This window comes from Micromonospora sp. NPDC005367, assembly GCF_040606825.1.
Taxonomy (GTDB): Bacteria; Actinomycetota; Actinomycetes; order Mycobacteriales; family Micromonosporaceae; genus Micromonospora.
On sequence record NZ_JBEXFP010000067.1, the window covers coordinates 1 to 26,973 of the forward strand.

The 26,973-nt window shown below is 71.8% G+C and carries 29 protein-coding genes; 13 read left to right on the forward strand and 16 right to left on the reverse strand.

Features of this window, described 5'->3' with window-relative positions:
* Window positions 1-386 (reverse strand): hypothetical protein (locus ABZS42_RS29625; RefSeq protein WP_355150855.1); only part of this gene is annotated, 386 nt, incomplete at its 3' end.
* Window positions 387-829: 443 nt separating this feature from the next.
* Between ABZS42_RS29625 and ABZS42_RS29630 the strand changes: the two genes are divergently transcribed.
* Window positions 830-2,020 (forward strand): cytochrome P450, encoded by a 1,191-nt coding sequence (locus ABZS42_RS29630; RefSeq protein WP_355150857.1) that lies wholly within the window; start codon window positions 830-832, stop codon window positions 2,018-2,020.
* 27 nt (window positions 2,021-2,047) lie between these two features.
* On the opposite strand, the gene ABZS42_RS29635 is transcribed toward ABZS42_RS29630, so the two are convergent.
* The 6 genes from ABZS42_RS29635 to ABZS42_RS29660 form a co-directional block, all read right to left on the reverse strand.
* Entirely contained in the window at window positions 2,048-3,037 is a 990-nt protein-coding gene (locus tag ABZS42_RS29635; protein WP_355150923.1) for a LacI family DNA-binding transcriptional regulator, read from the reverse strand.
* A gap of 151 nt (window positions 3,038-3,188) precedes the next feature.
* Window positions 3,189-4,259 (reverse strand): LacI family DNA-binding transcriptional regulator, encoded by a 1,071-nt coding sequence (locus ABZS42_RS29640; protein WP_355150859.1) that lies wholly within the window; start codon window positions 4,257-4,259, stop codon window positions 3,189-3,191.
* A gap of 276 nt (window positions 4,260-4,535) precedes the next feature.
* Window positions 4,536-4,715, reverse strand: a complete 180-nt coding sequence (locus tag ABZS42_RS29645) for a hypothetical protein (protein ID WP_355150861.1) — start codon at window positions 4,713-4,715, stop codon at window positions 4,536-4,538.
* A gap of 142 nt (window positions 4,716-4,857) precedes the next feature.
* The gene (locus ABZS42_RS29650) at window positions 4,858-5,517 is read right to left on the reverse strand and encodes a 4-carboxy-4-hydroxy-2-oxoadipate aldolase/oxaloacetate decarboxylase (protein ID WP_355150863.1); all 660 of its coding nucleotides are present in this window, start codon (window positions 5,515-5,517) and stop codon (window positions 4,858-4,860) included.
* Window positions 5,514-6,230 (reverse strand): PIG-L deacetylase family protein, encoded by a 717-nt coding sequence (locus ABZS42_RS29655; protein ID WP_355150865.1) that lies wholly within the window; start codon window positions 6,228-6,230, stop codon window positions 5,514-5,516. Before ABZS42_RS29655 ends, ABZS42_RS29650 begins: the two co-directional genes overlap by 4 nt.
* A complete protein-coding gene (locus ABZS42_RS29660) occupies window positions 6,227-7,162 on the reverse strand; it encodes a DUF6282 family protein (protein ID WP_355150867.1) in 936 nt (311 codons plus the stop codon). The genes ABZS42_RS29655 and ABZS42_RS29660 overlap by 4 nt, the downstream gene beginning before the upstream one ends.
* Before the next feature lie 355 nt (window positions 7,163-7,517).
* On the opposite strand from ABZS42_RS29660, the gene ABZS42_RS29665 reads away from it, so the two are divergent.
* The 3 genes from ABZS42_RS29665 to ABZS42_RS29675 all read left to right on the forward strand — a co-directional run bounded on the left by ABZS42_RS29665 (window position 7,518) and on the right by ABZS42_RS29675 (window position 10,332).
* Window positions 7,518-8,531: an ABC transporter substrate-binding protein gene (locus ABZS42_RS29665; RefSeq protein WP_355150869.1), complete on the forward strand. Its 1,014-nt coding sequence runs from the start codon at window positions 7,518-7,520 to the stop codon at window positions 8,529-8,531.
* Window positions 8,532-9,311, forward strand: a complete 780-nt coding sequence (locus ABZS42_RS29670; protein WP_355150871.1) for an ABC transporter permease — start codon at window positions 8,532-8,534, stop codon at window positions 9,309-9,311.
* 121 nt (window positions 9,312-9,432) lie between these two features.
* Window positions 9,433-10,332, forward strand: a complete 900-nt coding sequence (locus ABZS42_RS29675) for an NAD(P)-dependent oxidoreductase (RefSeq protein ID WP_355150873.1) — start codon at window positions 9,433-9,435, stop codon at window positions 10,330-10,332.
* Window positions 10,333-10,417: 85 nt separating this feature from the next.
* Here the strand turns inward: ABZS42_RS29675 and pobA are convergent, their stop codons facing one another.
* From pobA to ABZS42_RS29715, 8 genes are all read right to left on the reverse strand, one after another.
* On the reverse strand, window positions 10,418-11,590 hold the full coding sequence (pobA, locus tag ABZS42_RS29680) for a 4-hydroxybenzoate 3-monooxygenase (RefSeq protein WP_355150875.1): 1,173 nt from the start codon (window positions 11,588-11,590) through the stop codon (window positions 10,418-10,420).
* 102 nt (window positions 11,591-11,692) lie between these two features.
* On the reverse strand, window positions 11,693-12,895 hold the full coding sequence (locus ABZS42_RS29685; protein ID WP_355150877.1) for an MFS transporter: 1,203 nt from the start codon (window positions 12,893-12,895) through the stop codon (window positions 11,693-11,695).
* Window positions 12,896-12,944: 49 nt separating this feature from the next.
* On the reverse strand, window positions 12,945-14,405 hold the full coding sequence (locus ABZS42_RS29690; RefSeq protein WP_355150879.1) for a benzaldehyde dehydrogenase: 1,461 nt from the start codon (window positions 14,403-14,405) through the stop codon (window positions 12,945-12,947).
* A 41-nt stretch (window positions 14,406-14,446) separates the two neighbouring features.
* On the reverse strand, window positions 14,447-16,051 hold the full coding sequence (locus tag ABZS42_RS29695; protein ID WP_355150881.1) for a thiamine pyrophosphate-dependent enzyme: 1,605 nt from the start codon (window positions 16,049-16,051) through the stop codon (window positions 14,447-14,449).
* On the reverse strand, window positions 16,048-16,887 hold the full coding sequence (locus tag ABZS42_RS29700) for an ABC transporter ATP-binding protein (RefSeq protein ID WP_355150883.1): 840 nt from the start codon (window positions 16,885-16,887) through the stop codon (window positions 16,048-16,050). The genes ABZS42_RS29695 and ABZS42_RS29700 overlap by 4 nt, the downstream gene beginning before the upstream one ends.
* Window positions 16,884-17,678 carry an ABC transporter permease subunit gene (locus tag ABZS42_RS29705; protein WP_355150885.1) on the reverse strand — a complete coding sequence of 265 codons (795 nt, stop codon included), beginning with the start codon at window positions 17,676-17,678 and terminating at the stop codon, window positions 16,884-16,886. Before ABZS42_RS29705 ends, ABZS42_RS29700 begins: the two co-directional genes overlap by 4 nt.
* The gene (locus ABZS42_RS29710) at window positions 17,675-18,511 is read right to left on the reverse strand and encodes an ABC transporter permease (protein ID WP_355150887.1); all 837 of its coding nucleotides are present in this window, start codon (window positions 18,509-18,511) and stop codon (window positions 17,675-17,677) included. Before ABZS42_RS29710 ends, ABZS42_RS29705 begins: the two co-directional genes overlap by 4 nt.
* Complete coding sequence (locus tag ABZS42_RS29715) at window positions 18,508-19,476, reverse strand: ABC transporter substrate-binding protein (protein ID WP_355150889.1); 969 nt, start codon at window positions 19,474-19,476, stop codon at window positions 18,508-18,510. The genes ABZS42_RS29710 and ABZS42_RS29715 overlap by 4 nt, the downstream gene beginning before the upstream one ends.
* Window positions 19,477-19,776: 300 nt before the next feature.
* On the opposite strand from ABZS42_RS29715, the gene ABZS42_RS29720 reads away from it, so the two are divergent.
* The 8 genes from ABZS42_RS29720 to ABZS42_RS29755 are packed head-to-tail and all read left to right on the forward strand — an operon-like array spanning window position 19,777 to window position 26,036.
* Complete coding sequence (locus ABZS42_RS29720) at window positions 19,777-20,595, forward strand: CoA-transferase (RefSeq protein ID WP_355150891.1); 819 nt, start codon at window positions 19,777-19,779, stop codon at window positions 20,593-20,595.
* 23 nt (window positions 20,596-20,618) lie between these two features.
* On the forward strand, window positions 20,619-21,359 hold the full coding sequence (locus ABZS42_RS29725) for a CoA-transferase (protein WP_355150925.1): 741 nt from the start codon (window positions 20,619-20,621) through the stop codon (window positions 21,357-21,359).
* A 22-nt stretch (window positions 21,360-21,381) separates the two neighbouring features.
* Complete coding sequence (gene pcaH, locus ABZS42_RS29730; RefSeq protein WP_355150893.1) at window positions 21,382-22,134, forward strand: protocatechuate 3,4-dioxygenase subunit beta; 753 nt, start codon at window positions 21,382-21,384, stop codon at window positions 22,132-22,134.
* Window positions 22,127-22,696 (forward strand): protocatechuate 3,4-dioxygenase subunit alpha, encoded by a 570-nt coding sequence (gene pcaG / locus ABZS42_RS29735; protein WP_355150895.1) that lies wholly within the window; start codon window positions 22,127-22,129, stop codon window positions 22,694-22,696. The genes pcaH and pcaG overlap by 8 nt, the downstream gene beginning before the upstream one ends.
* Entirely contained in the window at window positions 22,671-24,011 is a 1,341-nt protein-coding gene (gene pcaB, locus ABZS42_RS29740) for a 3-carboxy-cis,cis-muconate cycloisomerase (RefSeq protein WP_355150897.1), read from the forward strand. Before pcaG ends, pcaB begins: the two co-directional genes overlap by 26 nt.
* Entirely contained in the window at window positions 24,008-24,778 is a 771-nt protein-coding gene (pcaD, locus tag ABZS42_RS29745; protein WP_355150899.1) for a 3-oxoadipate enol-lactonase, read from the forward strand. The genes pcaB and pcaD overlap by 4 nt, the downstream gene beginning before the upstream one ends.
* Before the next feature lie 2 nt (window positions 24,779-24,780).
* Window positions 24,781-25,161, forward strand: a complete 381-nt coding sequence (gene pcaC, locus ABZS42_RS29750; protein ID WP_355150901.1) for a 4-carboxymuconolactone decarboxylase — start codon at window positions 24,781-24,783, stop codon at window positions 25,159-25,161.
* The gene (locus tag ABZS42_RS29755) at window positions 25,158-26,036 is read left to right on the forward strand and encodes an IclR family transcriptional regulator (RefSeq protein WP_355150903.1); all 879 of its coding nucleotides are present in this window, start codon (window positions 25,158-25,160) and stop codon (window positions 26,034-26,036) included. Before pcaC ends, ABZS42_RS29755 begins: the two co-directional genes overlap by 4 nt.
* A gap of 46 nt (window positions 26,037-26,082) precedes the next feature.
* Here ABZS42_RS29755 and ABZS42_RS29760 read toward each other — a convergent pair whose 3' ends face one another.
* Window positions 26,083-26,298 (reverse strand): hypothetical protein, encoded by a 216-nt coding sequence (locus ABZS42_RS29760; RefSeq protein ID WP_355150929.1) that lies wholly within the window; start codon window positions 26,296-26,298, stop codon window positions 26,083-26,085.
* Here ABZS42_RS29760 and ABZS42_RS29765 point away from each other — a divergent pair.
* Window positions 26,210-26,944 (forward strand): aldo/keto reductase, encoded by a 735-nt coding sequence (locus tag ABZS42_RS29765; RefSeq protein WP_355150905.1) that lies wholly within the window; start codon window positions 26,210-26,212, stop codon window positions 26,942-26,944. The genes ABZS42_RS29760 and ABZS42_RS29765 overlap by 89 nt on opposite strands.
* Window positions 26,945-26,973 lie beyond the last annotated feature (29 nt).

Sequence of the window (26,973 nt, forward strand, 5' to 3'; positions counted from 1 at the left end):
GGCGGTGCCGCGGCGGCCGCGGCCGGGAGCGCGCCGACACCGGCCACTGCGGCGGCGCCGACCGCCGATGCCTGGAGCAGCTGACGGCGATTGACGGAGGGCTTGTCGGATTGGGCCACTGAAGATCGTCCTTCCGCGTGAGGGTGTGGGCAGACCACCTGGGCGGGGGTCTGCGCGGTGGGTCTGGATCGCGGGTTCAGTTGGTCTCGGCTCGCGTCGGTGGCGGGGCGCCTGGCCGGCTCGGGGTGGTCGGGTTCGGCCAGTGGATCGGCGACCGCCTCGCCCTGGCATTTGTTCGAGCGGCGGGATCGGCACGAGATCTGTGGTCGGTAGCGGACCTCCCGCTGCGCCGTGTTCGATGCGGGCGGCCCGGTGCCGCCGGTCATCCGGGGTTCCTGCTGCATCTCGAGCCCGGTCGCGCGGGAGGTACGGCGACCGCGGGCTCCACCGGGTCGTGAGTGGTCGCCGTCGTCCGGGCGGACGACGTTCTCCGCCGGACCGCAATTATCGCATCGAGGCTCCTCTATCTGGCTGCCGGGGCGAGATCCGTGGAAGCCGGCGTCGCGAACGGCCTCGCCAGTGGTGCGCGCGCCTCCCCCGGCGAGACGTCGTTGCTGGGAGTGTGAGCGTTCACTTAAGCGGCCGTCAATCCCTACGATGCAGTAGGTTCGATGTTTGACACGACCCCGAAACATATCTATGTTAACGCTAAACTCGCCTGCCCGGGCGGGGTCGCGGAGTGTCCACACTGCCCGTCCGCGGCCGCCGCTGCCGCACCGACGCCAGTGCGATGTCCGTGGCGGACGGACCTTCGAATCGAGGAGGCAGGGTGGCCGCCACGTTCGCCGTGTCGGAGCTGTGGGACCCGGCGGTCCGCGATGACCCGCACGAGTTCTACGACCGGGTCCGGGAGGCCGGGCGTCCGGTGCTCCAGGTCGACCCGGCGGGGAACCGGCTCTGGGTGGTGGCCGGACACGCCGACGTGTTGACGGGCCTGCGCCATCCGGCGATCGGGCACGAGGTCCACCGGCACTGCCCCGTTCCGCACCGGCCCGCCCCGAACCATCAGGACGAGGTGGCCAGGATCGAGGCGCGTCAGTTGATCAACCTGGACCCGCCCGACCACACCCGGCTACGTGGACTGGTCAGCGGCGGATTCACGGCACGCGCGGTGGCCCGGCTGGAGCCCTGGATCGACGCTCTGGCCGGCCGGCTCGTCGCGAACGCACGGCGGCTCGGCCGGATCGACGCGGTGGCGGACCTCGCCGACCCGGTGCCGGTGAACGTCATCGCGGAACTGGTGGGCGTACCCGAGCCGGACCGGTGGCGGTTCCGCGCCTGGTCGGCCGCGATCGTCTCGGCCGGTCCCGACGGGCCGGCGGCCACCGTCGAGTTCGCGGCCTACCTCGACGACCTGGCGGCCCGGCGGCGTGCGGATCCGGCGGACGACCTGATGTCCGAGCTGGTGGCAATGGAGGACCAGGCGGAACGGCTCGACCGTGACGAACTCGTCGCCCTCGTTCAACTGCTGTTGATCGCAGGGCAGGAGACGACCGTCGACCTGATCGTCAACGGCATCCGGCTGCTGCTCACCCACCCGCCCCAGTGGCAGGCGCTGAGGGAGCAACCGGCGTTGGCGGCTGCGGTCGTCGAGGAGACCCTCAGGTTCCGTGGACCGGTCGAGATCGTGCCGCCCCGCTTCGCCTTCCGCGACATCGAGATCGGTGGTGGGCGGATCCCGGCGTACGACCGGGTGGGACTGTCGCTGTGGGGCGCCAACCGTGACCCCGCGGTCTTCGACCGGCCGCACGAATTCGACATCCACCGCGCCGACGTCCGCAAACACATCGCGTTCGGGTACGGCATCCACTTCTGCCTGGGGGCTCACCTGGCGCGGCTGGAGAGCCGGATCATGTTCGAACGGATCGCGCAGGAGTTGCCCGACCTGCGACTCGCGGTCGACCCCCGGGCCGTCGACGCCTTCCGGCTGCACCGCAACGAGCTTCCGCTGTCTGTGTGAGGGAGAGCGGCAGCAGAACCGACCCGGTCACGCCCGGGGCGGACTGGAGCTGGCCCGCCGGACCAGCTCGGGAGAGAGCAGCATGTGTTCCGTCGGCTGACCGGTCGAGTCGATCTTGCCCAGCAGCATGTCGATGCTGCGTCGGCCCAGCTCGGCGAAGTCCTGACGAACGGTGGTCAGCGGCGGCAGGAAGTACTCCGAGTCGGGCATGCCGTCGAAGCCGACGACGCTGACGTCCTCGGGCACGCGCCGACCCGCCTCTTGGAGCGCGCGCAGCACGCCCAGGGCGATCTGATCGTTGGCGCAGAAGATCGCGGTCACGGTCGGGTCGGTGGCGAGCCTTTCGCCCTGCTCGTATCCCGATCGCGCATCCCACGCCTGCGGCCGCACCGGTGGCACGACCGCGCCGGCGGCGTACAGGGTGTCGCGCCAGCCGTCGACCCGCTCCACCGCCTCCGGCCAGTCCGCCGGACCGGCGACATGGTGCACGGTGGCATGGCCGAGGTCCAGCAGGTGCCGGGTGGCGAGCGCCGCGCCGACCCGATTGTCGACCCGGACCGTCGGGACACTGTCGTCACCGGCGCCGCCGCCCACACCCACGCAGGCCAGAACCGGCGCGACCTGTACGAGCGCGTGGGTGACCGCGGGCTTCGGCGAGATCGCGATGATGCCCTCGACCGACTGCTGCGCGAGGCGGTCGACGGCGTCGAGCACGGACTGCCGGTCGAGGCTGCGAACCGTCGCCACGCTGACGAAGTATCCGGCGGCGCGGGCGGCGTCCTCGATCGCATACAGCATCGAGGCCGGACCGAACAGGGTGCTCTCGAAGCCGACGATGCCGAGCGCCCCGGATCGTCGGGTGACCAGCGTGCGAGCGGCCAGGTTGCGCCGGTAGTTGAGCGCCTCCATGGCCTGGACGACGCGGTCTCTGGTCTCCTGCCGGACGTTCGGATGGTTGTTCAGCACCCGGGAGACGGTCTGGTGTGACACTCCAGCGAGCCGCGCGACGTCACGCATGACGGTGGCACGGGGCCGGTTCACGCTGCCGGTCCCCGCCTGACTCGGTAAGCCTCCCGGCGGCACCTGGTCCTACCTTCTGCTCGATGTCCCGGATCACTCTAACGTCACGGCGGTTGTATCTCACTCGCGTGCCGCGCCGGCGACCACCTCACGGCTGCCTCCGCGGTGAGTCCAACGGTTGCGGACGCCGTTGCCCGGGCGGGGCGGACGGGCCGGTGGACTCCCGCACCACCAGGCGGCAGGGCTGGCGGAGGACGCCGTGCGACGGTGTGCCGTCGAGCGCGGAGAACAGGTGCATGACCGCGCTCGCCCCGAGTTGCTCGAGATTGAGGTCCACGGTGGTCAGCGGCGGCCGGCAGTCGGTCGCGAAGTCCTCCCAGTTGTCGTAGCCGACGATGGCCACGTCGTCGGGGATGCGACGCCCGAGGTCGAGCAGTGTCTGCGCGACCCCGGTCGCGATCTGGTCGTTGCCGCAGAAGACGGCGTCGACGTCGGGATCGGCGCTGAGCAGTATGTGGGCGGCCTGCCGGCCCCAGCGCTGCGACCACTCGCCGTACAACGGTTCCCTGCCGGCCAGGGGCAGCCCGTGTTCCTCGAGTACGGCTCGCAGCCCGGTGACCCGGTCGCGGGCCGCCCGGTAGCTGTGCGGTCCGGTGACATGGGCGATCCGGCGCCGGCCCAGCGCCACGAGGTGCTCGGCGGCGAGCCGGGCACCACCTTCGTCGTCGGCCAGTAGGGAGACGTCGTCCGGGTCTGCGGACTCGCCGTAGACGTAGACGACGGGGACCGGGATGTCGCGGGTCAACGACGGTCGGATGTCGTTGCTGTCGCCCAGCACGATGAACCCGTCCACCCGGCGGGCGAGCAGCGTCCGGATGTAGTGCTGGCGGCGGATGGCGTCGCCGCGCGCGTCGCAGAGCAGGACCGACATCTGTTCGTTGCCGAGCGCGTTCTCCGCGCCCAGCAGGATCGGCATGGAGAAGCGGCCGCCGAGCTCGTCGGTGAGCAGGCCGATGGTGCGGGTGCGGCCGGAGATCAGCCCGCGCGCGAGCGCATTGGGCTGGAAGGACAACTCGCTCGCCGCTCTGAGCACCCGCTCCCGCGTCGCCGGCGCGACCTCACCGCGGTCGTTGAGCGCCTTCGAGGCGGTGGCGACGGAGACGCCGGCCAGACGTGCGACGTCGCTCAACGTCACCGCCTGCGTGCGATGCCTTGCCATCGAAACCCTTTCGACGTGCTGTTTCGGAATCGATATCAAGCTTAGCGGTCCACAGTACGCCTTCCAGGTCGCCTGGGTGTTACCTGACAGGCCTCTTGCCGAAAAGGTTTTCGTAAGACAGGCTGAGCAGCACCTGGACCCGGGGGCGCGGGGCGGGACCCGGTGCTGGCTGAATCGTGCTCCGACGACCGGCGATACGACCCCGGCCCGATGCCGGCCGCCGTCAGGGCCGCCGGAGCGGAACCGGCGGGCACCGAAGGTGAGCTTCCGCCGGTGTCACCCCAGGGATGGCATCTCGCGCAGGGCGGGAATCACGGACGTCTCCTCGAAGTCGAGGTGCTCGAGCAGATTCCTCGATGCGGTCGAGCAGATCGGCGACCTCGCGATGGTCGGACTCGAGTCGGTCCACCGTCCGCCCAGATCGGGATTCGCCCGCCGCAGCGCGGGGAAGAGCATCACGCTCTCCAGCGAGTGGTGGTGATGGACGAACTGGCAGTGGTGCAGGCAGTTGACCTCGAGCTGGAAGAGCGGCCCGCGGGTCTGCAGGTCGAAGCTGGCAACCGACCGGTGGACCGCGACCGACGCGGGTGACGTCCGGTCACCCGGCTCGCTCGTCCTCCGCCCGCATACCGTGCAGGTCGTAGCTGTGGTCGCCGGCCTCGAGCCGGGCTCGCAGACTCGTCTCCCGTTCGATCCGGGCACGCGTCGCGGCGGCCACGTCGGCCGCGCCGCTCCGCGCCACGACCACGGCCCCGTCGGCGTCGAGCACCACGACGTCCCCGGGGTCGACGGTCGCGCCGCCCACCAGTACCGGGACGTCGAGCGCGCCCCGTTCGCGCTTGGTGGCCCCACGCACCCGGGTCCACCGGGCCCATATCGGCAGGCCGAGTTCCCGCAGCTCGTCCACGTCGCGTACGGCGGCGTCCACCAGCACGCCGACCGCGCCCGCCACCTTGGCCTGGGTGGCGAGCAGCTCGCCGACCAGGGCCACCGGGGCCGGTCGCGGCATCGTGAGTACGAGCACCTCGCCGAGGCGCAGTCGGGTCATCGCCTCGTGCACGGTCCGGTTGTCGTCCTGACCGCACAGGACCGTACGGGCCGGGCCCGCGACCCGCGTGCCCGGCACGATCCGCACCAGATCGGCGTCGATCAGACCTCGCCGGCCCCCGGCCTCGTAGACGGTCGCCACCCCGGCCGCGGCCAGCGTCGCGATCACCGCCGGGTCCACGGCGGCCGACGCGTCACCGGTCCCGCTCACAGCGAACCCACCACATTCGGGATCAGCCGCTGGAAGGCCTCCGCCTGCCGGACGGATGCGTCGCCGGTGACCCGGCGGGCGTGGTTGCCCCGTTGATCTGCCCGCTGCGTGTAGTACTCGCGGAGGTAACCCTGGGCGCTCATCGCCGCCATCGCCTCCTGCTTGGCCGGCATCACGTCGGTTATGTCGACGAAGACGGTGGGAACGAACCCGCACAGCTCCGGCTGGTGCGGCTCGAAGACCAGGAACTGCGAGGGCGGGGCGGTCTTGAACCCGCTGGACACTCCGGCGCCGGCGGTGAGTTGCCGTGCGGTCGCCACCGTGGCGTGCGCCACCGGGTGATCGGGGTTGAACGGATCGCGGTCCGGGTGGGTGAGCACCACGTGCGGGGCGTACTCCCGCATCAGCCCGGCCAGCCGGTCGACGTCCTCGTCCCGGATCCGCAGCGGGTAGTCGCCCAGATCGAACGCCTCGAACGTCGCGCCGACCGCGGCCGCGGCTCGTTCCGCCTCGGCGTGCCGCAACCGCTTGACGTTCTCGACCGTCTGGTGCGGCTCCTTCCAGAGCTCGCCGGACTCACCCCGCTCGCCGTAGGAGAGCGCCAGCACGATGGCCTCACCCCCGGCCGCGGTGTGCTTGGCGACCGCACCGGCGGCCCGCCACACGAAGTCGGCCGAGTGCGCGCCCACCACCAGCATCCGTCGCGCGGTCATGCGGGCACCGCCGCCCTCGGCATCGCCACCCGGCGCGAGTTGACCACCGCCATGGTGTGAACCTCATCCTCGGTGAAGCCGGCCTCGAGCAGCCGGTCGGCGAAGAGGGCCAAGCCGTCCTCGACGGGCGGGTTGAACGGCTGCCCCAGGTCGCTGGAGAGGACCGAGTGCTCCACGCCGACGGCCCGGATGTTGGCGAACAGGTCCGCCCAGGCGACCTTGCCCGTGTGCGGCGTGGTGAAGCAGCGTTCCAGCAGCGCGCCCGCGTCGGCCAGCGCCCGCTGTTGCGCCAGCGGCAACCGCTGCGACGTGAACTCCGGATGGGTGACCACGATGCGGCGTACCCCCTCGGCGTTTGCGGCCCGGACCAGGGCGAGGATCTCGACGCCGCTCAGATGCCCGGTGGCGAGCGCCATGTCGTGCCGGGCGACCACCCTCAGCACCTGGCGTACGCGGTCGAGCACCACGCCTTCGTCGTCGACCACCTCGACGACGTCCGGGACGATGCCCTGGGCGTGCAGGCCGGCCTGGAACGCGCCCCACATCGCCGGCTTGGCGCCCGGCAGGTCGGTGGCGGTGCTGCGACGCTGGTTGCCCGAGTCGACAGTGGGCAGCCAGACGATCCGGGCGCCCAGCCGTCCGGCGACCTCGACGGCGGCCGGGTTGATGCCGCCCATGGCGCCGTTGAGGGTGATCGCGCCGAGGACGTCGACGTCGGGCACCACCTTGCGGACCACGGCGGCCCGTTCGGCGGTCGTCACGTAGTGGGACTTGAGGACGAAGCCGGCAAGCCCGACCTCCGCGCACCGGTGCGCCAGGTCCACGTCATCGATCCGGCGCGGCATCACATCGGGGGCCACGTGCACGTGTGTGTCGTAGGCCCCGGAGACCAGGGCGCGAGCGCGCGAAGACGGGGCGGGGTGCGCAGACATGCGGCTCCTTCGGGTGTGCGCCACAGGGGTCGGCCCGGACCGGACGAACGACGCCGGGCGACCGGACGGGCCGGTCGGGCGCGCGGAGCCGAAGCCGCTCGGCCGAGATGGCGTCGCGTTGCTGACAGGATTCCGGCCCGGCCATCCAATGTCAACGATGCAATGACCTGCCCAAAGCCTTTGTGTAGCAGCCGATCCGCAGCGATCTGGCGGATCTCTGCGGTGACAGTTGTGATCCGGGTCATCTACGCTTCCCGATCGATGGGTCCCGGACGCGAGTCGCGCCGGCCCCTCCGGATGCCGCCGGCGCGGGTGTGCCGGGGCCGCCCGCCGACGCTCGAAGCTGGAGGCATGGATGATCAGGCGCACTCGCGCAGTCGTGGCGACGCTGTTGGCCACGGCTCTCGCCGTGACGGGTTGCGGCGGCTCCGACGGTGGCGACGACGACGCGGCCGGCAAGGAGACCGACAAGGTCGCCTACATCACCGCGTTCGGTGCCGTGGGCCGGGACGCGTTCGCCTGGGTGGCCAAGGAGAAGGGCTATTTCGCCGAGGCCGGCATCGAGGTCGACATCAAGGAGGGCGCCGGCAACCAGCAGAACCTGACCGCGCTGAAGGCCGGTCAGGTCCAGTTCGCGGCACTCGACTTCACCGGCGCGGTGATCCAGGCCGGCAAGGGTGAGTTCACCGACTGGCGGGCGGTCGCCGCCGTGCATCAGCAGACGCTGATCTCGGTGATGACCACCAGGGACACCAACATCACCACACCGAAGGACCTGCAGGGAAAGACGATGGCGACCGGCGCCGGCTCGGTGACCGAGCTGCTCTTTCCGGCGTACGCCAAGCTGGCCGGACTCGACCCGGCGACCGTGAAGATCGAGGGCGTGCAGGCGACCGCCCTCAACGGGCTCATGGCGGGCCGGAAGGTCGACGCCCTCGGCACCTTCCTGCTCAGTCGCGGCGCTCTCGAGACGGCCGCGAAGAAGGAGGTCGTGATCCTGCCGTACAGCGACTATCTGAAGGACCTGTTCGGCAACGCGGTCATCACCACTCCGGCGCTCATCGAGAAGGACCCGGACCTGGTGCGGCGGTTCACCACCGCGGTGCTCAAGGGGCTCGCGTACAGCATCGAGCATCCGGACGAGGCGGCGACGATCCTCAACAAGGTGAAGCCGACCTACACAATGGCGGCGGGCAGGAGCGAGATCGAGGTGATGACGCCGCACGTCCGCCCTGCCGACGGCGCGCCCATCGGGTTCATGGACGAGGCACGGGTGGCCAGCACCATCGCCGTACTTCAGAGCGCCGGCCTGATCGGGCCGGGACTCGAAGCGTCGCAGGTGGTCGACTTCAGCTTCGTGAAGCCCTGAGTGACCGACAACCTCGCACCGTCGCAGCGTTGGCGAAGCGTCGGCCTGCCCGCGCTGGGCGCCGTCCTGGCGGTCACCCTCTGGTGGCTGGTCACCTGGGCCTTCGACATCGACCCCTTCTTCCTGCCCGCGCCCATGGACGTGGTCGACGCGTTCCTCCGGCTCCCCGGTTACCTCGCCGAGCAGGCCTGGGTGACCTTCCTCGAAACGATCATCGGGTTCGGGATCGCCGCGGTGGGCGGGCTCCTGCTCGCCGTCCTGCTCGCCGCGTCCCGGACGGTCGAGCGGATGACCCTTCCCTTCATCGCCGGGATCAACGCGGTGCCGAAGGTGGCGCTCGCGCCCCTGCTGCTCGTCTGGATCGGCTTCGGGTACGAGACCAAAGTCGTGATGGTCGTCCTGCTCTGCTTCTTCCCGATCCTGGTCTCGACCATGGCCGGGCTCACCTCGACCCCCAGCGACCTCGGCGAACTCGCCCGCTCCCTCTCCGCCAACTGGTGGCAGACCTTCGTGAAGGTGCGGCTTCCGTGGGCGCTGCCGCAACTCTTCGTCGGGCTGAAGGTGGCGACCTCGCTGGCCATCATCGGCGCGATCATCGGCGAGGTGATCAACCCGGAGGCCGGACTGGGCTCGGTGATCGCCAGCTCCGGCCAGTCCGCCGACACCCCGCTCGCCTTCGCCGCGCTGACCATGCTCGCCGTGATGGGCGCGGTCCTGTTCTACCTGATGGCCGGCCTCGAGCGACTGCTCGCGCCCTGGGCGAAGGCGATCACGTCCTGATCCGCGCACGCCCGGCGACAGCGTGCGTACCCGCCGGCGACCCTCCTGCGGCGACCCCCCCCCGACCGGGTGGGCCGGACCCGGCAGCGGGTGAGCCGGGCCGCAGGAGAAAGATGGCGCCATGACCCACCCTGCTCCCGTTACCGCACTTCCCAGGCGCGTGGTCGTCACCGGGGCCACCGGCAAGCTCGGACGCGCCGTGGTGGCGCACCTACGCGACGTGGGCGTCGACGTGCTCGCCGTCGACCGCGCCGCCGGGGGAGACCCCCGCGACGTCGGCGGCGAGTTCCTCCAAGCCGACCTGACCGACTACGGGCAGGTGCTGGAGGCCCTTCTCGGTGGCGCCGACGAACACGGCGGCACTGTCGACGCGGTCGTGCACCTGGCCGCGATCCCGGCCCCCGGGCTGCTGCCCAACGCGACGACCTTCGCCAACAACTCGTCCGCGACGTACAACGTCTTCGCCGGCGCCAGGGCGGCGGGCATCAAGCGGGTGGTCTACGCGTCGAGCGAGACGGTGCTCGGCCTGCCGTTCGACACCCCGCCGCCGTACGCGCCCGTGGACGAGGAGTACGCGCCGCGCCCGGAGTCGACGTACTCGCTGAACAAGGCGCTCGAGGAGGAGATGGCGGGGCACTTCTGTCGTTGGGACCCCGAGCTGACCATGCTGGGCCTGCGGTTCTCCAACGTGATGGACGTCGAGGACTACGCCCGGTTCCCGTCCTTCGACGCGGACCCTCGCCTGCGCCGGTGGAACCTGTGGGGCTACATCGACGCTCGCGACGGCGCCCAGGCCGTCGAACGGGCACTCGCGTACGACCGGCCCGGCGCCGAGGTGTTCATCATCGCCAACGCCGACACCGTCATGAGCAGGTCCAGCGCCGACCTCATGAGCGAGGTCTACCCGGATGTCGAGATCCGTAAGGAACTCGGCGAGCACGAGACCCTGCTCAGCATCGACAAGGCGCGCCGGATGCTCGGCTACGAGCCCCGGCACACGTGGCGCAACCACGTGAGCTGACGGCCGGGCCGGGCGGGGGATCCCGGCGCACGTCCAGCGGGAGGACGCCGGCTTCAGAGGGCGGAGGCGGGTGACGGGGCGACGCTCACACCTCGGGCAGCCCGACGTAGTTCTCCGCCAGACTGGTGGCGTAGGCGGGCGAGGTGACGACGTACCGCAGCGTCGCGGCCCGCAGCTTCGCCTCGTACGGGTCGTCCTTCTCCAGCCGGTGCAGCATCGAGGTCATCCACCAGGAGAAGTGCTGGGCCCGCCATACGCGGCGCAGCGCGGCGGCCGAGTAACCCGCCAGCAGGTCGGTCCGGTGTTGCCCGTACCAGGCGGCGAAGGCGTCGCCGAGCAGCGCGACGTCGGCGAGGGCAAGGTTCATGCCCTTCGCTCCGGTCGGTGGGACGATGTGGACGGCGTCGCCGGCCAGGAACAGCCGTTCCCACTGCATCGGCTCGACCACGAAGCTGCGCATCGGAGTGATCGACTTCTCCAGGACGGGCCCCTCGTTGAGCGACCAGCCCGCGACGGTCTCCAGCCGCGTACGTAGCTCCGCCCAGATCCGCTCGTCCGGCCACGCGGCGATGTCCTCGTCCGGGGCGACCTGAAGGTACAGGCGGGAGATCTCGGGCGATCGGAGGCTGTACAGGGCGAAGCCCCGTTCGTGGTTGGCGTAGACGAGTTCGTCCACCGCCGGGGGAGCGGCGGCGAGCACGCCCAGCCAGGCGAACGGGTACGTCCGCTCGTAGGTCCGTAGCACCCCGTCCGGCACCGCGCCGCGGCTGACGCCGTGGAACCCGTCGCAGCCGGCCACGAAGTCGCACTGCAATTGCTCGTCCCGTCCGTCGCGGCGGAAGTGGATGACCGGCGAATCCGAGTCGAGACCCGCCAGGCGTACGGCCTCGGCCTCGAAGAGGATCGAACCGCCGGCCGCGAGCCGGGCCGCGATGAGGTCCTTGACCACCTCCTGCTGCCCGTAAACGGTGATCGCCCGCCCGGTGAGCTCCGTCATCGGCACCCGGTGTGACTCCCCGTCGAAGCGCAGCTCGATGCCCTCGTGCCGCATCGCCTCCCGCTGGAGCCGCTCGGCGATCCCGGTGCGGCGGAGCAGATCCACCGAACCCTGTTCGAGAACTCCCGCGCGAACCCGGTGCTCGACGTACTCCCGGCTGCGGCACTCCAGCACCACGGACTCGATGCCGTGCAGGTGCAGCAGGTGCGACAGCATGAGTCCCGCCGGTCCCGCTCCCACGATGCCGACCTGGGTACGCATCCTTCGTGTCCTCCTCGTCCGATGTTCCGGTGCCGTCGTCGGCCGCGTGCCGTCGTTGATCGCGTTTCGTCGTCGTCGTCGTCGCTCGCGTCTGCGGCCGCGTCACACCTGCCGGTCGCGTCCGGCGGTGAGCGCGGCCACCGCCATCACCACCACCGCGACGCACAGGGCGCCGAGCGGCAGCACCCAACCGCCGGAGCCGTCCCGTAGCAGCCCGACGAGCAGCGGCCCGGTCGCGCCCAGCAGGTAACCGACGGACTGCACCGTGCCGGACAGGTCGCGGGCCGATTCCGGCGTACGGGCCCGCAGCACGAGCAGCGCCAGCGCCAGACCGATCCCCGCACCCTGCGCCAGGCCGCCCACCGCGGCCCAGAGCAGGTACAACGCCGGCACGCCGAGCAGCCCGAGCAGGCAGACCGCCCAGGTGGCGCAGACCAGCAGGCCGAGCCCGCGCTGGTCGCGCGATCGGGTCGCGAGCGCCGGAGTGAGCACCGCGGTGGCGATGCCGAGCAGATTGAACAGGGCGAGCGCCCAGCCGGCGTCGGCGGCGGAGACGCCCTCGTCGCGCAGCAGCGTGGGTAGCCAGGCGAGCATCGCGTAGTAGGTCAGCGACTGCATCCCCATGAACGTGGCGAGCGCCCAGGTGACCGGGGAGCGCAGGAGTGCCGTCACGTTCCGCGCGAGCGTGGGCGCGCGGTGCCGCCGGCGCAGTTGAGGTAGCCAGAGGGCCGCCGCGACCGCCGCGGGTGCGCCGACCACGAGCAGTGCGCCCCGCCAGCCCCACCCGCCGTGGGCCAGTGGGGCGGTGACGGCCGCCGCGAGGGCGGCACCGCCGGTCAACGCGGCAGTCGTCAGGGCGGTGACCGAGCCCTGCCGCTGCGGGAAGTCCTGTTTCACGACGCTGGGAACCAACACGTTCCCGACCGTGATGCCGGCGCCGATCAGTACGGTGCCGGTGATCATCCACCAGATCCCCGGTGCCGTACGCACCAGACTGCCGACGACGATGCCGAGCATCGCCACCAGCAGCGCTCGCTCGACGCCGACCCGGCTTCCGAGCAGCGCGGCGGCCGGGGAGAGCAGCCCGAAGCACAGCACCGGCAGGGTGGTGAGCAGCCCGGCCGTGCCGCTGCCCAGCCCCAGGTCGAGCCGTACGTCCGGCAGGAGCGGAGCGAGGCCGGCGATCGCCGCGCGCAGGTTGAGCGCCAGCAGCACGATGCCGAGCAGGGTGAGCGGCCCGGCCGGCCGACCCGGCGGGCCGGTCCTGGCCGGGTGGTCGCCCACATGCGACTGGCTGCGTACCATCGTCAGACGCCTGCCCCGCCCGCCACGGACGTCTCCCCGTCACCCGACATCAGAACGGGTACCGGGTGATGTCGCCCTGCACGGTCAGCCACTGCGTCTCGGTGAACGCCTCGATGTTGGCCGCCGCCCCGCCGAACCGGGAGCCGGTGCCGGACGCCCCGACACCGCCGAACGGCGCCACCGCCTCATCGCTGACCGTCTGGTCGTTGATGTGCACGATCCCGCTGGGGATGCGTTCGGCCAGTGCCATCGCCTTCATCACGTCGCGACTCAGGATGCCCAGGGACAACCCGTACTCGGTCTGCCCGGCCAGGGTCGCGGCCTCGTCCAGATCGGAGAAGGCGATCACCGGTGCGACCGGGCCGAAGACCTCCTGGGCGTACGCCGGTGAATCGATCGCGACGTCGGCGAGCACGGTCGGGCGATAGAAGAGCCCGTAGTACCTTCCGCCGGCGGCGAGACGGGCACCCGCGTCGACGCTCGCCGTGACCAATGTGTGGATCTTGTCGCGTTGCCGCTCGTCGATGAGTGGTCCGAGCGCCACCTGTTCCTTGGCCGGGTCACCGACCGGCAGCTGGTCCGCCTTCTCGGCCAACTGCTCGACGTACCTCTCGGCGACGCTCTCGTGCACCAGGTGCCGGCCGGTGGTCATGCAGATCTGCCCCTGGTGCAGGAACGACCCCCAGGCCCCGGCCGAGACGGCGAGGCCCAGGTCGGCGTCATCGAGCACGATCAGCGCCGAGTTGCCGCCGAGCTCCAGGTGCGCCCGCTTGAGGTGACGGGCGGCGGCCTCGCCGACCCGGCGGCCGGCGGCGGTCGAACCGGTGAAACTGACCACCCGTACGTGGGGGTCCGCCACCATCGCCTCGCCCGCGTCGGCCTCACCGGGCAGGACGTGCAGCAACCCCGCGGGCAGGCCGGCCTCCTCGAAGACACGTGCGATCGAGACGCCCCCGGAGACGGCGGTGCGAGCATCCGGCTTGAGCACCACCGCATTGCCCAGGGCCAGTGCCGGAGCGACGGAACGGATCGCCAGCACCAGCGGGAAGTTGAACGGCGCGATGACGCCGACCACACCGACCGGCAACCGGCGTGCCAGGCTCAGCCGCGGCTGAGCGCTGGCGAGGATCTCGCCCAGCGGCCGCGACGCGAGCGCGGCTGCCTCGTAGCACTCCTGCGCCGCGGTGTCGGTCTCGACGCCGGCCTTCGGCGGGATGGACCCCGCCTCGCGTACGAGCCATTCGCCGATCCCGGCGGCGTGCTGGGCGAACAACTGCCCGGCCCGGCGCAGAACAGCGGCGCGTTCCAGATAGCTGGTCGCGGCCCAGGCGCGTTGCGCCTCGGCGGCCCGCGCACAGGCACGCGCCACGTCGCCGGCGTTCGCCACCCCGATCCGGCCGATCTCCTCCCGATTCGCGGGCGAGAGTACGGCCCGGGTGCCGCCGGCCGCCTCCACCCAGCCGTCGCTGTAGAGCATGCCCTGCCACGTCGCCGTGTCGAGCAGTGTCATGGCGGTCCTCTCGGGTAGGGCGCGCTGCCGCGCCGAAGGGGTCAGGGTTCGAAACCTCGTTCGATACGGACGGGCACGTCGAGCAGGAGCGGCTCGACGCGACCGGGAAGCGTCGGGACGACCTCGTCGAGGACCGCCAGCAGGTCCGCGTGGTCGCTCACCCGGCGGGCCGGGCAGCCGAGGGCCTGAGCCAGGCCGTGCACCGACACGTCGTCGAAGGCGGGCCAGGGTGCCTTCCCACCGGCCCGATCGGCGAGCCGGTCCATGACCGCGTACCGGCCGTTGGAGAGCACCACGAAGAGCGCTCCGCAGCCGTACCGGGCGGCACTCCACAGACCCTGGATGCCGTAGAGCGACGAGCCGTCGCCGAGCACGGCGACGACCGGCCGAGTCGGATCACCCATGCGCAGTCCCGCGGCGGCCGGCAGCCCGAAACCGAGGCCGCCCATGGCCGCGCTGACGAACCCGCGCGGCTCCCGGGCGGGCAGCAGCCGGTGCAGCTCGGGCCGGGTCGACGGGGTCTCCTCGACCAGCACGACGTCGCGGGGCAGCCGCTCGGCGAGCGCGGCGAACACGTGCCGGGCCCGCATCGGCTCGCCGGGGGCGGGCGGATCGACCGGCTCGGGGTGTACCGCGGCCACCGCCGCGCCCGCCGGCCGGGGCGTGATCCGGTCGGCGACAGCCGCGCAGAGCGTCGCCGGATCGGCGAGCACGGCGAGGTCCGCCCGGCTGTGGTGCAACTCGTCCGGGTCGTCGGAGACCACCGCCACGGTGAGTCCGTCCGGCACCAGCGGCCCCGGCTCGTACGGGTACTGCCGGAACGCGCCGGTGCCGACGACGAGCGCCACGTCGTGCCCGGTGAGCACGGATCGCAGCCGGGACCGGCCGGCGGGCAGGTGCCCCGCGAACCGCGGATGGTCCTGCGGGAAGCCGGCGCGGGCGCCGAACGCCTCCTGCCAGACCGGCGCGCCGAGCCGCTCCACCAGCGAAACCAGCGCGTTCCAGGTGGCCCGGTCGTCGGCACCGGCGCCGACCACCAGCACCGGATTCGCCGCGTCGTCGAGCAGGCCGGCCAGCTCGTCCGCGGCCGGCCCGGACGCCGACCTAGCACGCCGTACGGTCCTCGGCGCGGCCAGCCCGAGAGCCGGGTCGACCCGCGCCGACCAGTCGTCCATCGGCACCACGACGATCGCGGGGCCGCGATGCTGGACCGCCTCGTGCCACGCCCGGCGCACCGCCGCCGGCACGTCCTGTGCCAGGACCGGCTGGTTCACCCAGACCGGGTACGGCCCGGCGAGCCCGTCGAGGCGACCGGCGAGGAACGGTTCCAGCGCCAGGTGACGACGGTCCTGCTGGCCGACCACGACGACCAGCGGAGCCCGGTTGACCCGTGCGGTGGCGAGCGCGCCGACGGCGTTGCCGAGCCCGGCGGTGGTGTGCAGATTGACGAACGCCGGGCGGCCGGTCGCGATCGCGTGGCCGGTGGCCATACCGACCACCGACCCCTCGTGCAGGGCGAGGACGAACTCCAGGTCGTCCGGCAGGTCGGCGAGGAAGGCCACCTCGGTGGAGCCCGGGTTGGCGAAGACGCGGTGCATCCCGCACTGTCGCAGGACGTCGAGGGTGGCCTCGCGGACGCTGCTCATTCGACCACCGACGCTCCGCTGCGCTGCTTGGCCCGTTGGATCTGCTCGAACACGTGCCCGCGCAGCTCGGTGAAGCGGGCCGACGAACGGGTGGTGAGCTGGTCGCGCTGTGCCGGCAGGTCGATGGTTACGTCGTCGAGCACCACTGTCGGCGACGACGAGAGCACCAGCACCCGCCGGCCCAGGTAGACGGCCTCGTCGATGTCGTGTGTGACGAACAGCGTGGTGACGCCGAGCCGCTGCCACAGCGAGCGGACGAGGTCCTCCAGGTCGGCCCGGGTCTGCGCGTCGACGGCGGCGAACGGCTCGTCCATCAGCAGGATGTGCGGCTCGTACGCGATGGCCCGGGCGATGGCGACCCGCTGTTGCATGCCTCCGGAGAGCTGCCACGGGTACGCGCCGTGCACGTCGCCGAGTCCGACGGCGCTCAGCGCCTGGTGGACCAGTTCCTCCCGGCGTGCCTTCGGCAGCTTCTTCTGCTTGAGCGGCAGCTCGACGTTCTTCCGGACGGTCATCCAGGGGAAGAGGCTGCGACCGTACTCCTGGAACACCACCGCCATGCCCGGCGGCGGTCCGTCGACCGACTCGCCTTCGAGGACCACCTCGCCGGAGGTCGGCGCCAGCAGGCCGGCGATGCACTTGAGCAGCGTGGTCTTGCCGGCGCCGGACGGGCCGACCACGCAGACCAGGTCACCTCTGGCGACGGTGAAGGTCAGGTCGCGTACGGCCTCCACCGAGCGGCCGCGTCCCTCGTACACCTTGCGTACCCCGCGGACGTCCAGCAGGATCTCGGTCCGCGGGCCGGCGGCTGTCTGCGTCTGGCTCATGGCACTCATCGACTCCCACCTCGCTGCGCTTGGCGCAGGCCGAAATACCAGCTGAGGACGCGTTTTTCGAACACCCGCATGAGCGTGGCGAGCAGGAAACCGAGCAGGCCGAGCAGAAGGATGCCGGTCCACATCTCGGTGACGGCGAACGTGCGCTGGAACTGGATGATGCTGAAGCCGAGGCCGTTGCTGGCGGCGAACATCTCGCTGATGACCATGAGGATGATCCCGATCGACAGGCCCTGCCGCAGTCCGGTGACGATCTGCGGGCTCGCCGACCGGACGACCAGGTGCCACAGCCGGGCCGGCCCGCGTAGGCCGTAGCAGCGGGAGGTCTCCACGAGCACCTCGTCGACGGCGCGCACGCCCTCGACGGTGTTCAGCAGGATCGGCCAGAGGCAACCGGAGAGGATCACCAGCACCTTCATGGTGTCGCCGATCCCGGCGAAGAGCATCAGCACCGGCACGAGCACCGGTGGCGGGATCGCCCGCAGGAACTCCAGCACTGGCTCGCAGGCGGCCCGAAGCCGGCGGGACGACCCGATCGCGACTCCGAGCGACACGCCCAGGGCCACCGCCAGCAGGAAGCCACCGAGCAGGCGCAGCAGGCTCGGCAGGACGTCCACGCTCAGCCGGTCGGTGCGCAGCCACACGTCGTCGACGGCGGCGAGGATCTCCGACAGCGGTGGCAGGTAGTAGCTCTCACTGTCGGCGGTGAGGATCCACCAGAGGGCGAGCAGGGCGGCGGGCAGCGCGAGGGCCGCCGCGACGGCGCGGGTGACGCGGCCGGCGAGTCTCAAGCGGCCACCTCCCGCCGTAGCGACGGGTGCCAGGACAGCAGCCATCGTTCCAGTCGCCGGGCAAGTAGGTTGACCGCGACGCCGAGCAGCCCGGTCACTACGACCAGCGCGTACATCCGGGCGACGGCGCCGCCGGACTGCGCCACGCCGATCTCGTTGCCCAGGCCGGGGGCGCCGATGACGAGTTCGGCGGTGATGGCCAGGATCAGCGCGACGGCGGCGGCGAGGCGAACCCCGGTGAGCACGTACGGCAGGGCGGTCGGCCAGGTGACGTACCGGGTGCGGGCCCAGCGGCCCAGCCCGAAGGTGCGGGCGGTCTCGCTCGCGACGGGGTCGACGTCCTGTACCCCGTAGAGCACCTGGACCAGGACCTGCCAGAACGACGCGTACACGACCAGCAGCAGCACGGAGCGCAGGTCGGTGCCGAAGGCCAGGACGGCCAGCGGAATGAGCGCCACCGACGGGATGGGCCGGAGGAACTCGATGGTCGAGGCGGTGAACTCCCGCAGCACGGGGAGCGTGCCGATGACGAACCCGACGGTGATCCCGAGGAGCACCGCGATGGACAGCCCGACGAACCAGCCGCGGACGGTGTCGCCGAGAGCCGTCCAGAATTCGGCCTCCCCGACGAGTTCGACGAGGGCCGTGCCGATCCGGCTGATCGGAGGCAGGTAGTCCGCCGAGACCAGGCCGATGCGCGGCACCGCTTCGAGCGACGCGAGGAACGCGGCGAAGCCGACGACGCCCAGCAGGGCGTTGCCTCCGGTCAGCCGACCGACCTTGCCGGCCCGGGAGCTCCGGGCCGGCGCGGCGCGGGTGGCCGCCGAGGTCACGGAAGCAGCTCCGCCACGTCGACCTTCTCGGTGACCAGGCCGTCGGTGAGCATCAGGTCGGCCAGCGTCTGGACGGACTCCCGGTTGATCTGTCCCGACCAGGCCGGAAGGGTCATCTTCTCGGCGACCGCGGGGTCGATCTTCGTGTACGTCAGCAGCACCTTCCGTGCCTCGTCCGGGTGCTCCTGGGCGTACTTCAGCGACTTCTCGATCGCGGCGGTGAAGCGCTTGGTGAGGTCCGCCTTCTGCTGGATCGTCTTCTCGGTGGTGAAGTAGGCGGCGATGGTCAGGTTCGGCGCGGCGTCGACGAAGTTGGACGCGATGACCCGGGCGCCCTGGTCCTGAGCCACGGTGAAGAACGGCTCGACGATCCAGGCCGCGTCCACCCGCTTCGCGTCGACGGCCGCCGGCATGTCCGGGAACGGCAGCTCGACGAACTTGACCGACGACGGGTCGCCGCCGGCCTTGCGGATCGAGGCGCGGACCGTGGTGTCGCCGATGTTCTTGAGGTTGTTGACGGCGACGGTCTTGCCGGCGAGCTCGGCGGCGGTCGTGATGGGACTGTCCTTCGGCACGACGATCCCGCCGAAGTCCTTGCCCTGCTGACCCGTCGAGGAGTTGCCCTCCGCGATCGCCTTGAGCGGCAGCTTCTGCGAGCGGGCGACGATGAGCGACACCACGTTGCCGAAGGCGAAGTCGAACTCTCCGCTGACGACGCCGGGTACCGCGGCGGCGCCGCCGGTGGTGTTGACCACCTCGACCTCGATGCTCTGCTCGGCGAAGAAGCCCTTCTCGATGCCGAGATGCAGCGGCGCCACGTCCACGATCGGGATGGCGCCGACCTTGACCTTGGTGGTGCCCCCGGCCTGCGCGCCGGAGCCGCCGGCGTCGTCGGAGGTGCCGCAGGCCGTGGTGGCCGTGAGCAGGGCCGCGGCGGTGATGGCGCTGATGACAAGACGGCGCATGCAGGTACTCCCGCGTCCGGCGGTCCATCTTGGACCGGGGGGTGGTGGGCCTCCGTGCGGGGAGACCTCCGAGGGGATGTTCGCTAGCCGAACGGCTGTTCTCATCTGGAACGTTGGCACGTGACCTGCCTCACGTCAACGGGTCGTCGCGACATTTCTGCCCCCGGTCCGACGACCCGAGTCCGGTGTGGACGGTCATCGTTGACGGGAACCGTCGGTGGGCATTACGTTCGATATAAGTACGGCAGTCCGCATAGCGAACAGTCGACCATTCCCGGACCGCAGGAGGCGGTGAGGCCAATGGCGAAGCTCGTCTCGCTCTCCGACGGCGTCGCGGAGCTGGTCCATGACGGCGACGTGGTGGCACTGGAAGGTTTCACGCACCTCATCCCGTTCGCCGCCGGACACGAGATCATCCGCCAGGGACGACGCGACCTGACCCTGGTACGGATGACCCCGGACGTCATCTACGACCAGCTCATCGGCGCCGGCTGTGCCCGGCGCCTGGTCTTCTCCTGGGGCGGAAATCCCGGCGTCGGATCACTGCACCGCTTCCGGGACGCGGTGCAGAACTCCTGGCCGGGACCGCTCGAACTCGAGGAACACAGCCACGCCGGCATGGCGAACCGCTACGTGGCCGGAGCCTCCGGGCTGCCGTTCGCCGTCCTCCGCGGCTACACCGGCACCGACCTGCCCCGGCACACCACCAACATCCGCGCCATCACCTGCCCCTTCACCGGGCAGGCCCTCACCGCCGTTCCCGCACTACGCCCCGACGTGACGATCGTGCACGCGCAGCGCGCCGACCGCGCGGGCAACGTGCAGATGTGGGGCATCACCGGAGTCCAGAAGGAGGCCGTGCTCGCCGCGCACCGGTCGCTGGTCACCGTCGAGGAGATCGTCGACGAACTCGACCCCGTACCCGGGCAGGTCGTCCTGCCCGGCTGGGCGGTCACCGCGGTGGCCGAGGTGCCCGGCGGCTCCCACCCCTCCTACGCCCAGGGCTACTCCGTCCGGGACAACGACTTCTACGTCGAATGGGACGAGATAGGCCGCGACCGGGACGCCTTCCGGACCTGGATAGCGCGGCACGTGCTGAAGGCCGAGGCGAGCGCGTGAGCCCCGGCTACACCGCCGACGAGATGATGACCGTCGCCGCCGCCCGGCAGCTCCGCGACGGCACCGCCTGCTTCGTCGGGATCGGACTACCCAGCACCGCGGCGAACCTCGCCCGCGCCAGCCACGCCCCGAACCTCGTCCTCATCTACGAATCCGGTTGCCTCGGCGCGAAACCGGACCGGTTGCCGCTGTCCATCGGCGACGGTGTCCTGGCCGACACCGCCGACGCTGTGGTCTCCGTGCCGGAGGTGTTCAACTACTGGTTGCAGCCCGGGCGGATCGACGTCGGGTTCCTCGGCGCCGCACAGCTCGACCGGTACGGCAACCTCAACACCACGGTCATCGGCGGCGACTACGACGACCCGGCGGTCCGGCTGCCCGGCGCCGGCGGCGCTCCGGAGATCGCCGCCTCCTGCGGTGAGGTGGTCGTGATCGTCCGACAGAACCCGCGGACGTTCGTCGAGCGCGTCGACTTCGTCACCTCGTTCGGCTACGGCAGCGGGCCGGGGGACCGGAAACGACTCGGGCTGCGCGGCGGGGGCCCCCGCGTCGTCATCACCGACCTCGGCGTGCTCGAACCCGATCCGGTCAGCTGCGAGCTGACCCTGACCTGCCTGCACCCAGGCGTGAGCGTGGAGCAGGTACGGGCGGGCACCGGCTGGGACCTCGCCGTCGCCGAGCGGTTGGCCACGGGCGACCCGCCGACCGGGCGCGAACTGACAGTGCTGCGGGCGCTGGAGGCGACCAAGAGGGCAGCCCGTTGACCCCGCTCACAGGGAGACGAACATGACCCAGGACACCGTCGACCAGACCGGTAGCGGCCTGGTCCTGCCGCGGTACCGGCGTGACGACGTCGACGCGCACCCACCCCTGCTCAGCCCCGGCTACAAGTCGACGGCCGTGCGCGCGCCGCGGCAGCCGCTGACCTACCTGCCGCACCGGCTGACCGAGATCACCGGTCCGCTGCTCGGCGAGGGGCGGCTCGGCGAGCTCGACCACGACCTGACCCGCCAGCACGACGGCGAGCCGCAGGGCCAGCGGATCATCGTGCACGGCCGGGTCCTCGACGGCGACGGCCGACCGGTGCCACACACGCTGGTCGAGATCTGGCAGACGAACGCCGCCGGACGCTACCGCCACCCGGTGGACAACTGGCCGGCGCCGCTCGACCCCAACTTCGACGGGGTCGGCCGGACCCTGACCGATGAGCGGGGCCGCTACCGATTCGTCACCGTGCAGCCGGGCGCCTACCCGTGGCGCAACCACGACAACGCCTGGCGGCCGGCCCACATCCACTTCTCGCTCTTCGGCCGCGCGTTCACCCAGCGACTGGTGACCCAGATGTACTTCCCGGGTGACCCGCTCTTCTTCCAGGACCCGATCTTCAACTCGGTCCGCGACCCGAAGGCCCGCGAGCGGATGATCGCCCGGTACGACCACGCCGGCACCGTACCCGAGTGGGCGCCGGCGTACGAGTTCGACATCGTGCTGCGTGGCCGGGAGAGCACCCCCTTCGAGGACGAGGACGACGATGACTGAACGGCTGGGTGTCACCCCCGCGCAGACGGTAGGGCCGTTCCTGCACCTCGGCCTGCGCTGGCCCGACGGCCCGTACGTCGTACCGGAGGGCACGCCGGGCGCGTTCTGGATCCGCGGCCAGGTCTTCGACGGCACCGGGGCGCCGGTGGTCGACGCGCTGGTGGAGAGCTGGCAGGCCGACCCCGACGGCCGGTTCGACCACCCCGACGACCCCCGCGGCGCCCGGCCACCCGCCGTGCCGGGCTTCCGCGGGTTCGGACGCAGCGAGACCGACGCGCACGGCAGGTACGCCCTGCTGACCGTCAGACCGGGACCGCTGCCCGACCCGGACGGAGCCACCGAGGCACCACACCTGACGCTGTCCGTCTTCGCACGTGGACTCCTGCACCGCCTCGTCACCCGGCTCTACTTTCCGCACGAACCGGCGAACGCCACCGACCCGGTGCTGGGCAGCGTCGAGGAGAAACGGCGCGGCACGCTGCTCGCCGGCCCCGCGCCGGACGGGTTCCAGTTCGACATCCGTCTGCAGGGCGAGAATGAAACCGTCTTCTTCGCGGTCTGACACGCTGCTCGGCGGGCTCTCCGGCACCCCGGACGTCGACGCGGAACTCACCGACACGTCCCTGCTGCAGGCGATGCTCGACGCGGAGGCCGCGCTCGCCCGCGCCGCGGCGGACTGCGGCGTCGTGCCCACGTCGGCCGCCCACGCGATCGCCGCCCAGTGCCGCGCCGAGCGGTACGACCCCACGTCGCTCGGTCGGGCGGCCGACGACACCGGCAACCCGGTGGCGCCGCTGGTACGCGAGCTGACCGCCGCCGTGCCCGAGCACGCCCGACCCTGGGTGCATCTCGGGGCGACCAGCCAGGACATCCTCGACACCGCGCTGGCCCTGGTGACCAGGCGGGCGACCGAGCCGCTGCTGCGTCACCTCGACGCCGCCGCCGACGCCGCGGCCCGGCTGGCCGACACCCACCGGGCCACCGTGCTGGTCGCCCGGACGCTCGGGCAGCAGGCGGCGCCCACCACGTTCGGGCTCAAGGCCGCCGGCTGGCTGGTCGAACTGCTCGAGGCGCGGGCCAGGTCGCTCCGGGCGCGGGCGGCACTGCCGGCGCAGCTCGGCGGCGCGGTCGGCACACTTGCCGCGCTGGGATCCGCCGGTCCGGCGGTGTCCGAGCGGTACGCCGCGCATCTCGGACTCGCCGCGAGCCCGCTGCCCTGGCACACCCGCCGCCAGCCCGTGCTCGACCAGGCCGCCGCCCTCGGCGGGCTCCTCGCGGCCACCGGCAAGGTCGCGGTGGACGTCGGCCTGCTCGCCCGGACCGAGGTGGGTGAGGTGGCCGAGGGCGGACCCGGGCGGGGTGGCTCGTCAGCGATGCCGCACAAGCGCAACCCGGTCGACTCGGTCCTCGTCACCGCCGCGGCGCGGCGCGGCCCGGGGCTCGTCGCGACCCTGTTCACCGCCGCGGTTCAGGAACACGAACGGGCGGCGGGTGACTGGCACGCCGAATGGGAACCGCTGCTGGACCTGCTGCACGTCGCCGGCGGCGCCGCCGCCCGGTGCGCCCGGATGTTGGACGGGCTGCAGGTTCGTCCCGAGCGGATGCGGGCGAACCTCGACGCGACCGGCGGGCTCGTGCTGGCCGAGGCGGTCGCCGCGCGCCTGGCGCCCGCTCTCGGCCGTGGTGCGGCGGGTGACCTCGTCGCCCGCGCCGCGAACCGGTCCCCGTTCCGAGAGTCGCTGCTCACCGACCCGGACATCCGCGCCCACCTGTCCGAGCAGGAGATCGACGAGGCCCTCGACCCGTGCGGTTGGCTCGGGTCGGCCGACCGGTTCGTCGACCGCGCGCTCGCCGCCCACCGGGGGACGCAGTCGTGAGCAGCCGCCTGCACATCATCGTGGACGGGCCGGCCGACGCCCCCGTGCTCCTGCTCGGCGGTTCACTCGGCACCACCTGCGCCATGTGGGCGCCGCAGATGGCCGCGCTCGCCGAGCGGTTCCGGGTCATCCGTTACGACCACCTGGGCCACGGCCGCTCGGAGATGCCGGTCGGGCCGTACACGATGGACCTGCTCGGCGGGGAACTGCTGCGGCTCCTGGACGACCTCGGAGCCGCGCGTGTCGACTACGCGGGTCTGTCCCTCGGCGGCATGGTCGGCATGTGGTTCGCCGCGCACGCGCCCGACCGGCTGCGGCGGCTGGCGCTGCTCTGCACGTCCGCGTCGCTCGGCCCGTCCCAGGGTTGGCACGATCGGGCGGCGACGGTACGCGCCGACGGCGTCGCGGCGGTCGCCGACGCGGTGGTCGCACGTTGGTTCACCCCCGCCTACGCGGCGAGGAGACCGGACGTCGTCGACGCGCACCGGGCGATGCTCGCCGCCACGCCCGCGGACGGCTACGCGGCGTGTTGTGCGGCGATCGCCACCATGGACCTGCGGGACGACCTGCGCAGGATCGAGGCGCCGACGTTGGTGGTCGCGGGAGCTGACGACCCGGCCACGCCGGTGGAACACGCCCGCGCGATCGTCGAGCGGATCCCGCACGCACGGCTGGCCGTCGTCGAACGGGCGGCACACCTGGCCAACGTCGAGCAACCCGAGCGGGTGTGCCGGCTGCTGTTGGAGCACTTCGACGAGGAGTGGTGACTGTGGACGACCGCGATCGGCACGAGGCAGGCATGACGGTACGCCGGCAGGTGCTGGGCGACGCGCACGTCGACCGGGCGGTCGCCGGCACCGACGAGTTCACCGCCGACTTCCAGGACCTCATCACCCGCTACGCCTGGGGGGAGATCTGGACCCGGCCCGGTCTCGACCGGCGTACCCGCAGCTGCGTCACCCTCGCCGTGCTCGCGACCCTGCACCACGACGAGGAACTCGCCATGCACGTACGTGCCGCACTGCGGAACGGGTTGACGCCGGAGGAGGTCGGTGAGGTTCTGCTCCAGGTCGGCGTTTACGCTGGCGTACCGGCGGCGAATCGGGCTTTCAAGGTGGCCCGGGAGACCCTGCGGCAGGAGGACCAGTGAGCCGGCTTCAACCTCCCCTCGCCGCCACCCGGACCGCGAGCTCGGACGCGGCGACCGCCCACCGGCCGGTGCAGGTCGCGAAGGGCTCGCTGACCGACGAGACCGCACGATCTCCGGAGTTCGTCCAGTCGCTGGAACGCGGGCTCGCCGTCATCCGGGCCTTCGACGCCGAGCATCCCCAGCTCACGCTCAGTGACGTGGCCCGCACGACCGGGCTGACCCGGGCCGCCGCGCGCCGGTTCCTGCTCACCCTCGTCGAGTTGGGGTACGTGCACACCGACGGCCGGCTCTTCTCGCTGCGCCCGCGGATCCTCGAACTCGGGTACGCCTACCTGTCGAGCCTGAGCCTCCCGGAGGTCGCGCAGCCCCACATGGAGGCGCTGGTCGCGCAGGTCCACGAGTCCTGCTCGGTGTCCGTGCTCGACGGCGGCGAGGTGGTCTACGTCGCTCGCGTCCCCACGAAGCGGATCATGACGGTGGGGATCAGCGTCGGTACGCGCTTTCCCGCGTACGCGACGTCCATGGGACGGGTACTGCTCGCCGCGCAACCGGCGGACTGGCTGGACGACTACCTCGCCGAGGCGGAACTGCGGCCGCTGACCCGCCGCACCGTCACCGACCCGGCGAAGCTGCGCACCGTGCTGAAGAAGATCGCCGCGCAGGGGTACGCGATCGTCGACCAGGAACTCGAGGAGGGACTTCGTTCCCTGGCCGCGCCCATCCGCGGTGACAACGGGTCGGTGATCGCCGCCGTGAACGTCTCGGCCCACGCCAGCCGCGGCTCGTCCGAGACGATCCGCAAGGAGTTGCTGCCGCCGCTGCTCGCCACCGCCGCGCGCATCGAGGAGGACCTGCGCGCCGGCCCCAGCCGGTAGGAGCAGGTGGGTCCAGCCTCGCCCGCCTCGACCGAGCCGACGGGTGTCACCGGTCGGGCTGGTCGGTGCCCGGCGTCTGCGACGCCGTGTGGTACGCGGTCAGTGCCTCGCGATTGTCCGGCAGGCCGTACTCGGCGACGAGTATGGCGACGTTGCCGAAGTCCTGCCCGTCGATGAGCCACGGCTCGGGGGAGCGGCTCAGCACCTCGACGAGCCGCCGTTGCCGGGCAGTCAGGGCCGCCGCCGGTGTCCCCGGAGGCAACGGCCCGTCCGGGAACGCCAGGCGCAGTGCCGGCCGATCAGTATCCAGCTTTGGACTTGCAGGTCCAATTTTGCCGCGCCACAGTTCGGTCCGGCGGTCCGGACCGGGCCGGCCACGAATCTGGCGGACAAGGCAACCGGAGTACCAGACGATGCTCTCGCGCGGGATCGAGCCGGAATACCTGCCGATGGCGCAGTCGCTGGGCCTGGGCCTCAGGACGTGGCGGACGGCGGACGGCCTGGCGGGCACGGGCCGACTCGGCACGGACGGCGCGAACGGCCGTCCGGTCAGCGACCACGACTGGCGGGTGATCGACGCGCTCGACGGCGTCGCCACCGAGCTGGGCCGGAGCATGGCCCAGGTGGCGATCAACTGGGTGGCCACCCAGCCCGCCGTCGGCTCGGTGATCATCGGGGCGAGCGGCCCGAAGCAGGTGGACGCCAACGTGGCCGCGCTCGACTTCGAGATTCCGCCGCAGCTGCGCGACCGGCTGGAGCAGGCCAGCGCCGAATCGCTGCCGCTCCCGTACTCGATGTTCACGCCGGAGTACCAGTCGTGGATGGTGAGCCCGGGCCTGGGTATCGGCGACAAGCCGGCCGGGTACGCCCCGCCGATCATCAACGGCGCCACCCAGCCGGTCGGCTGACGATCCGTCCCGCGGAGGGTGCCGCCCAC

What these genes read in the sequence shown, in the direction of transcription:
- ABZS42_RS29635 (WP_355150923.1), bottom strand. Translation starts at nt 3,037, where the DNA reads ATGCGTGACGTCGCGCGGCTCGCTGGAGTGTCACACCAGACCGTCTCC.
- ABZS42_RS29640 (WP_355150859.1), bottom strand. Translation starts at nt 4,259, where the DNA reads ATGGCAAGGCATCGCACGCAGGCGGTGACGTTGAGCGACGTCGCACGT.
- ABZS42_RS29645 (WP_355150861.1), bottom strand. Translation starts at nt 4,715, where the DNA reads ATGCTCTTCCCCGCGCTGCGGCGGGCGAATCCCGATCTGGGCGGACGG.
- ABZS42_RS29655 (WP_355150865.1), bottom strand. Translation starts at nt 6,230, where the DNA reads ATGACCGCGCGACGGATGCTGGTGGTGGGCGCGCACTCGGCCGACTTC.
- ABZS42_RS29660 (WP_355150867.1), bottom strand. Translation starts at nt 7,162, where the DNA reads ATGTCTGCGCACCCCGCCCCGTCTTCGCGCGCTCGCGCCCTGGTCTCC.
- ABZS42_RS29665 (WP_355150869.1), top strand. Translation starts at nt 7,518, where the DNA reads ATGATCAGGCGCACTCGCGCAGTCGTGGCGACGCTGTTGGCCACGGCT.
- ABZS42_RS29675 (WP_355150873.1), top strand. Translation starts at nt 9,433, where the DNA reads ATGACCCACCCTGCTCCCGTTACCGCACTTCCCAGGCGCGTGGTCGTC.
- pobA (WP_355150875.1), bottom strand. Translation starts at nt 11,590, where the DNA reads ATGCGTACCCAGGTCGGCATCGTGGGAGCGGGACCGGCGGGACTCATG.
- ABZS42_RS29685 (WP_355150877.1), bottom strand. Translation starts at nt 12,895, where the DNA reads ATGGTACGCAGCCAGTCGCATGTGGGCGACCACCCGGCCAGGACCGGC.
- ABZS42_RS29690 (WP_355150879.1), bottom strand. Translation starts at nt 14,405, where the DNA reads ATGACACTGCTCGACACGGCGACGTGGCAGGGCATGCTCTACAGCGAC.
- ABZS42_RS29695 (WP_355150881.1), bottom strand. Translation starts at nt 16,051, where the DNA reads ATGAGCAGCGTCCGCGAGGCCACCCTCGACGTCCTGCGACAGTGCGGG.
- ABZS42_RS29700 (WP_355150883.1), bottom strand. Translation starts at nt 16,887, where the DNA reads ATGAGTGCCATGAGCCAGACGCAGACAGCCGCCGGCCCGCGGACCGAG.
- ABZS42_RS29715 (WP_355150889.1), bottom strand. Translation starts at nt 19,476, where the DNA reads ATGCGCCGTCTTGTCATCAGCGCCATCACCGCCGCGGCCCTGCTCACG.
- ABZS42_RS29720 (WP_355150891.1), top strand. Translation starts at nt 19,777, where the DNA reads ATGGCGAAGCTCGTCTCGCTCTCCGACGGCGTCGCGGAGCTGGTCCAT.
- ABZS42_RS29725 (WP_355150925.1), top strand. Translation starts at nt 20,619, where the DNA reads ATGATGACCGTCGCCGCCGCCCGGCAGCTCCGCGACGGCACCGCCTGC.
- pcaH (WP_355150893.1), top strand. Translation starts at nt 21,382, where the DNA reads ATGACCCAGGACACCGTCGACCAGACCGGTAGCGGCCTGGTCCTGCCG.
- pcaG (WP_355150895.1), top strand. Translation starts at nt 22,127, where the DNA reads ATGACTGAACGGCTGGGTGTCACCCCCGCGCAGACGGTAGGGCCGTTC.
- pcaB (WP_355150897.1), top strand. Translation starts at nt 22,671, where the DNA reads ATGAAACCGTCTTCTTCGCGGTCTGACACGCTGCTCGGCGGGCTCTCC.
- ABZS42_RS29765 (WP_355150905.1), top strand. Translation starts at nt 26,210, where the DNA reads ATGAGCCACGGCTCGGGGGAGCGGCTCAGCACCTCGACGAGCCGCCGT.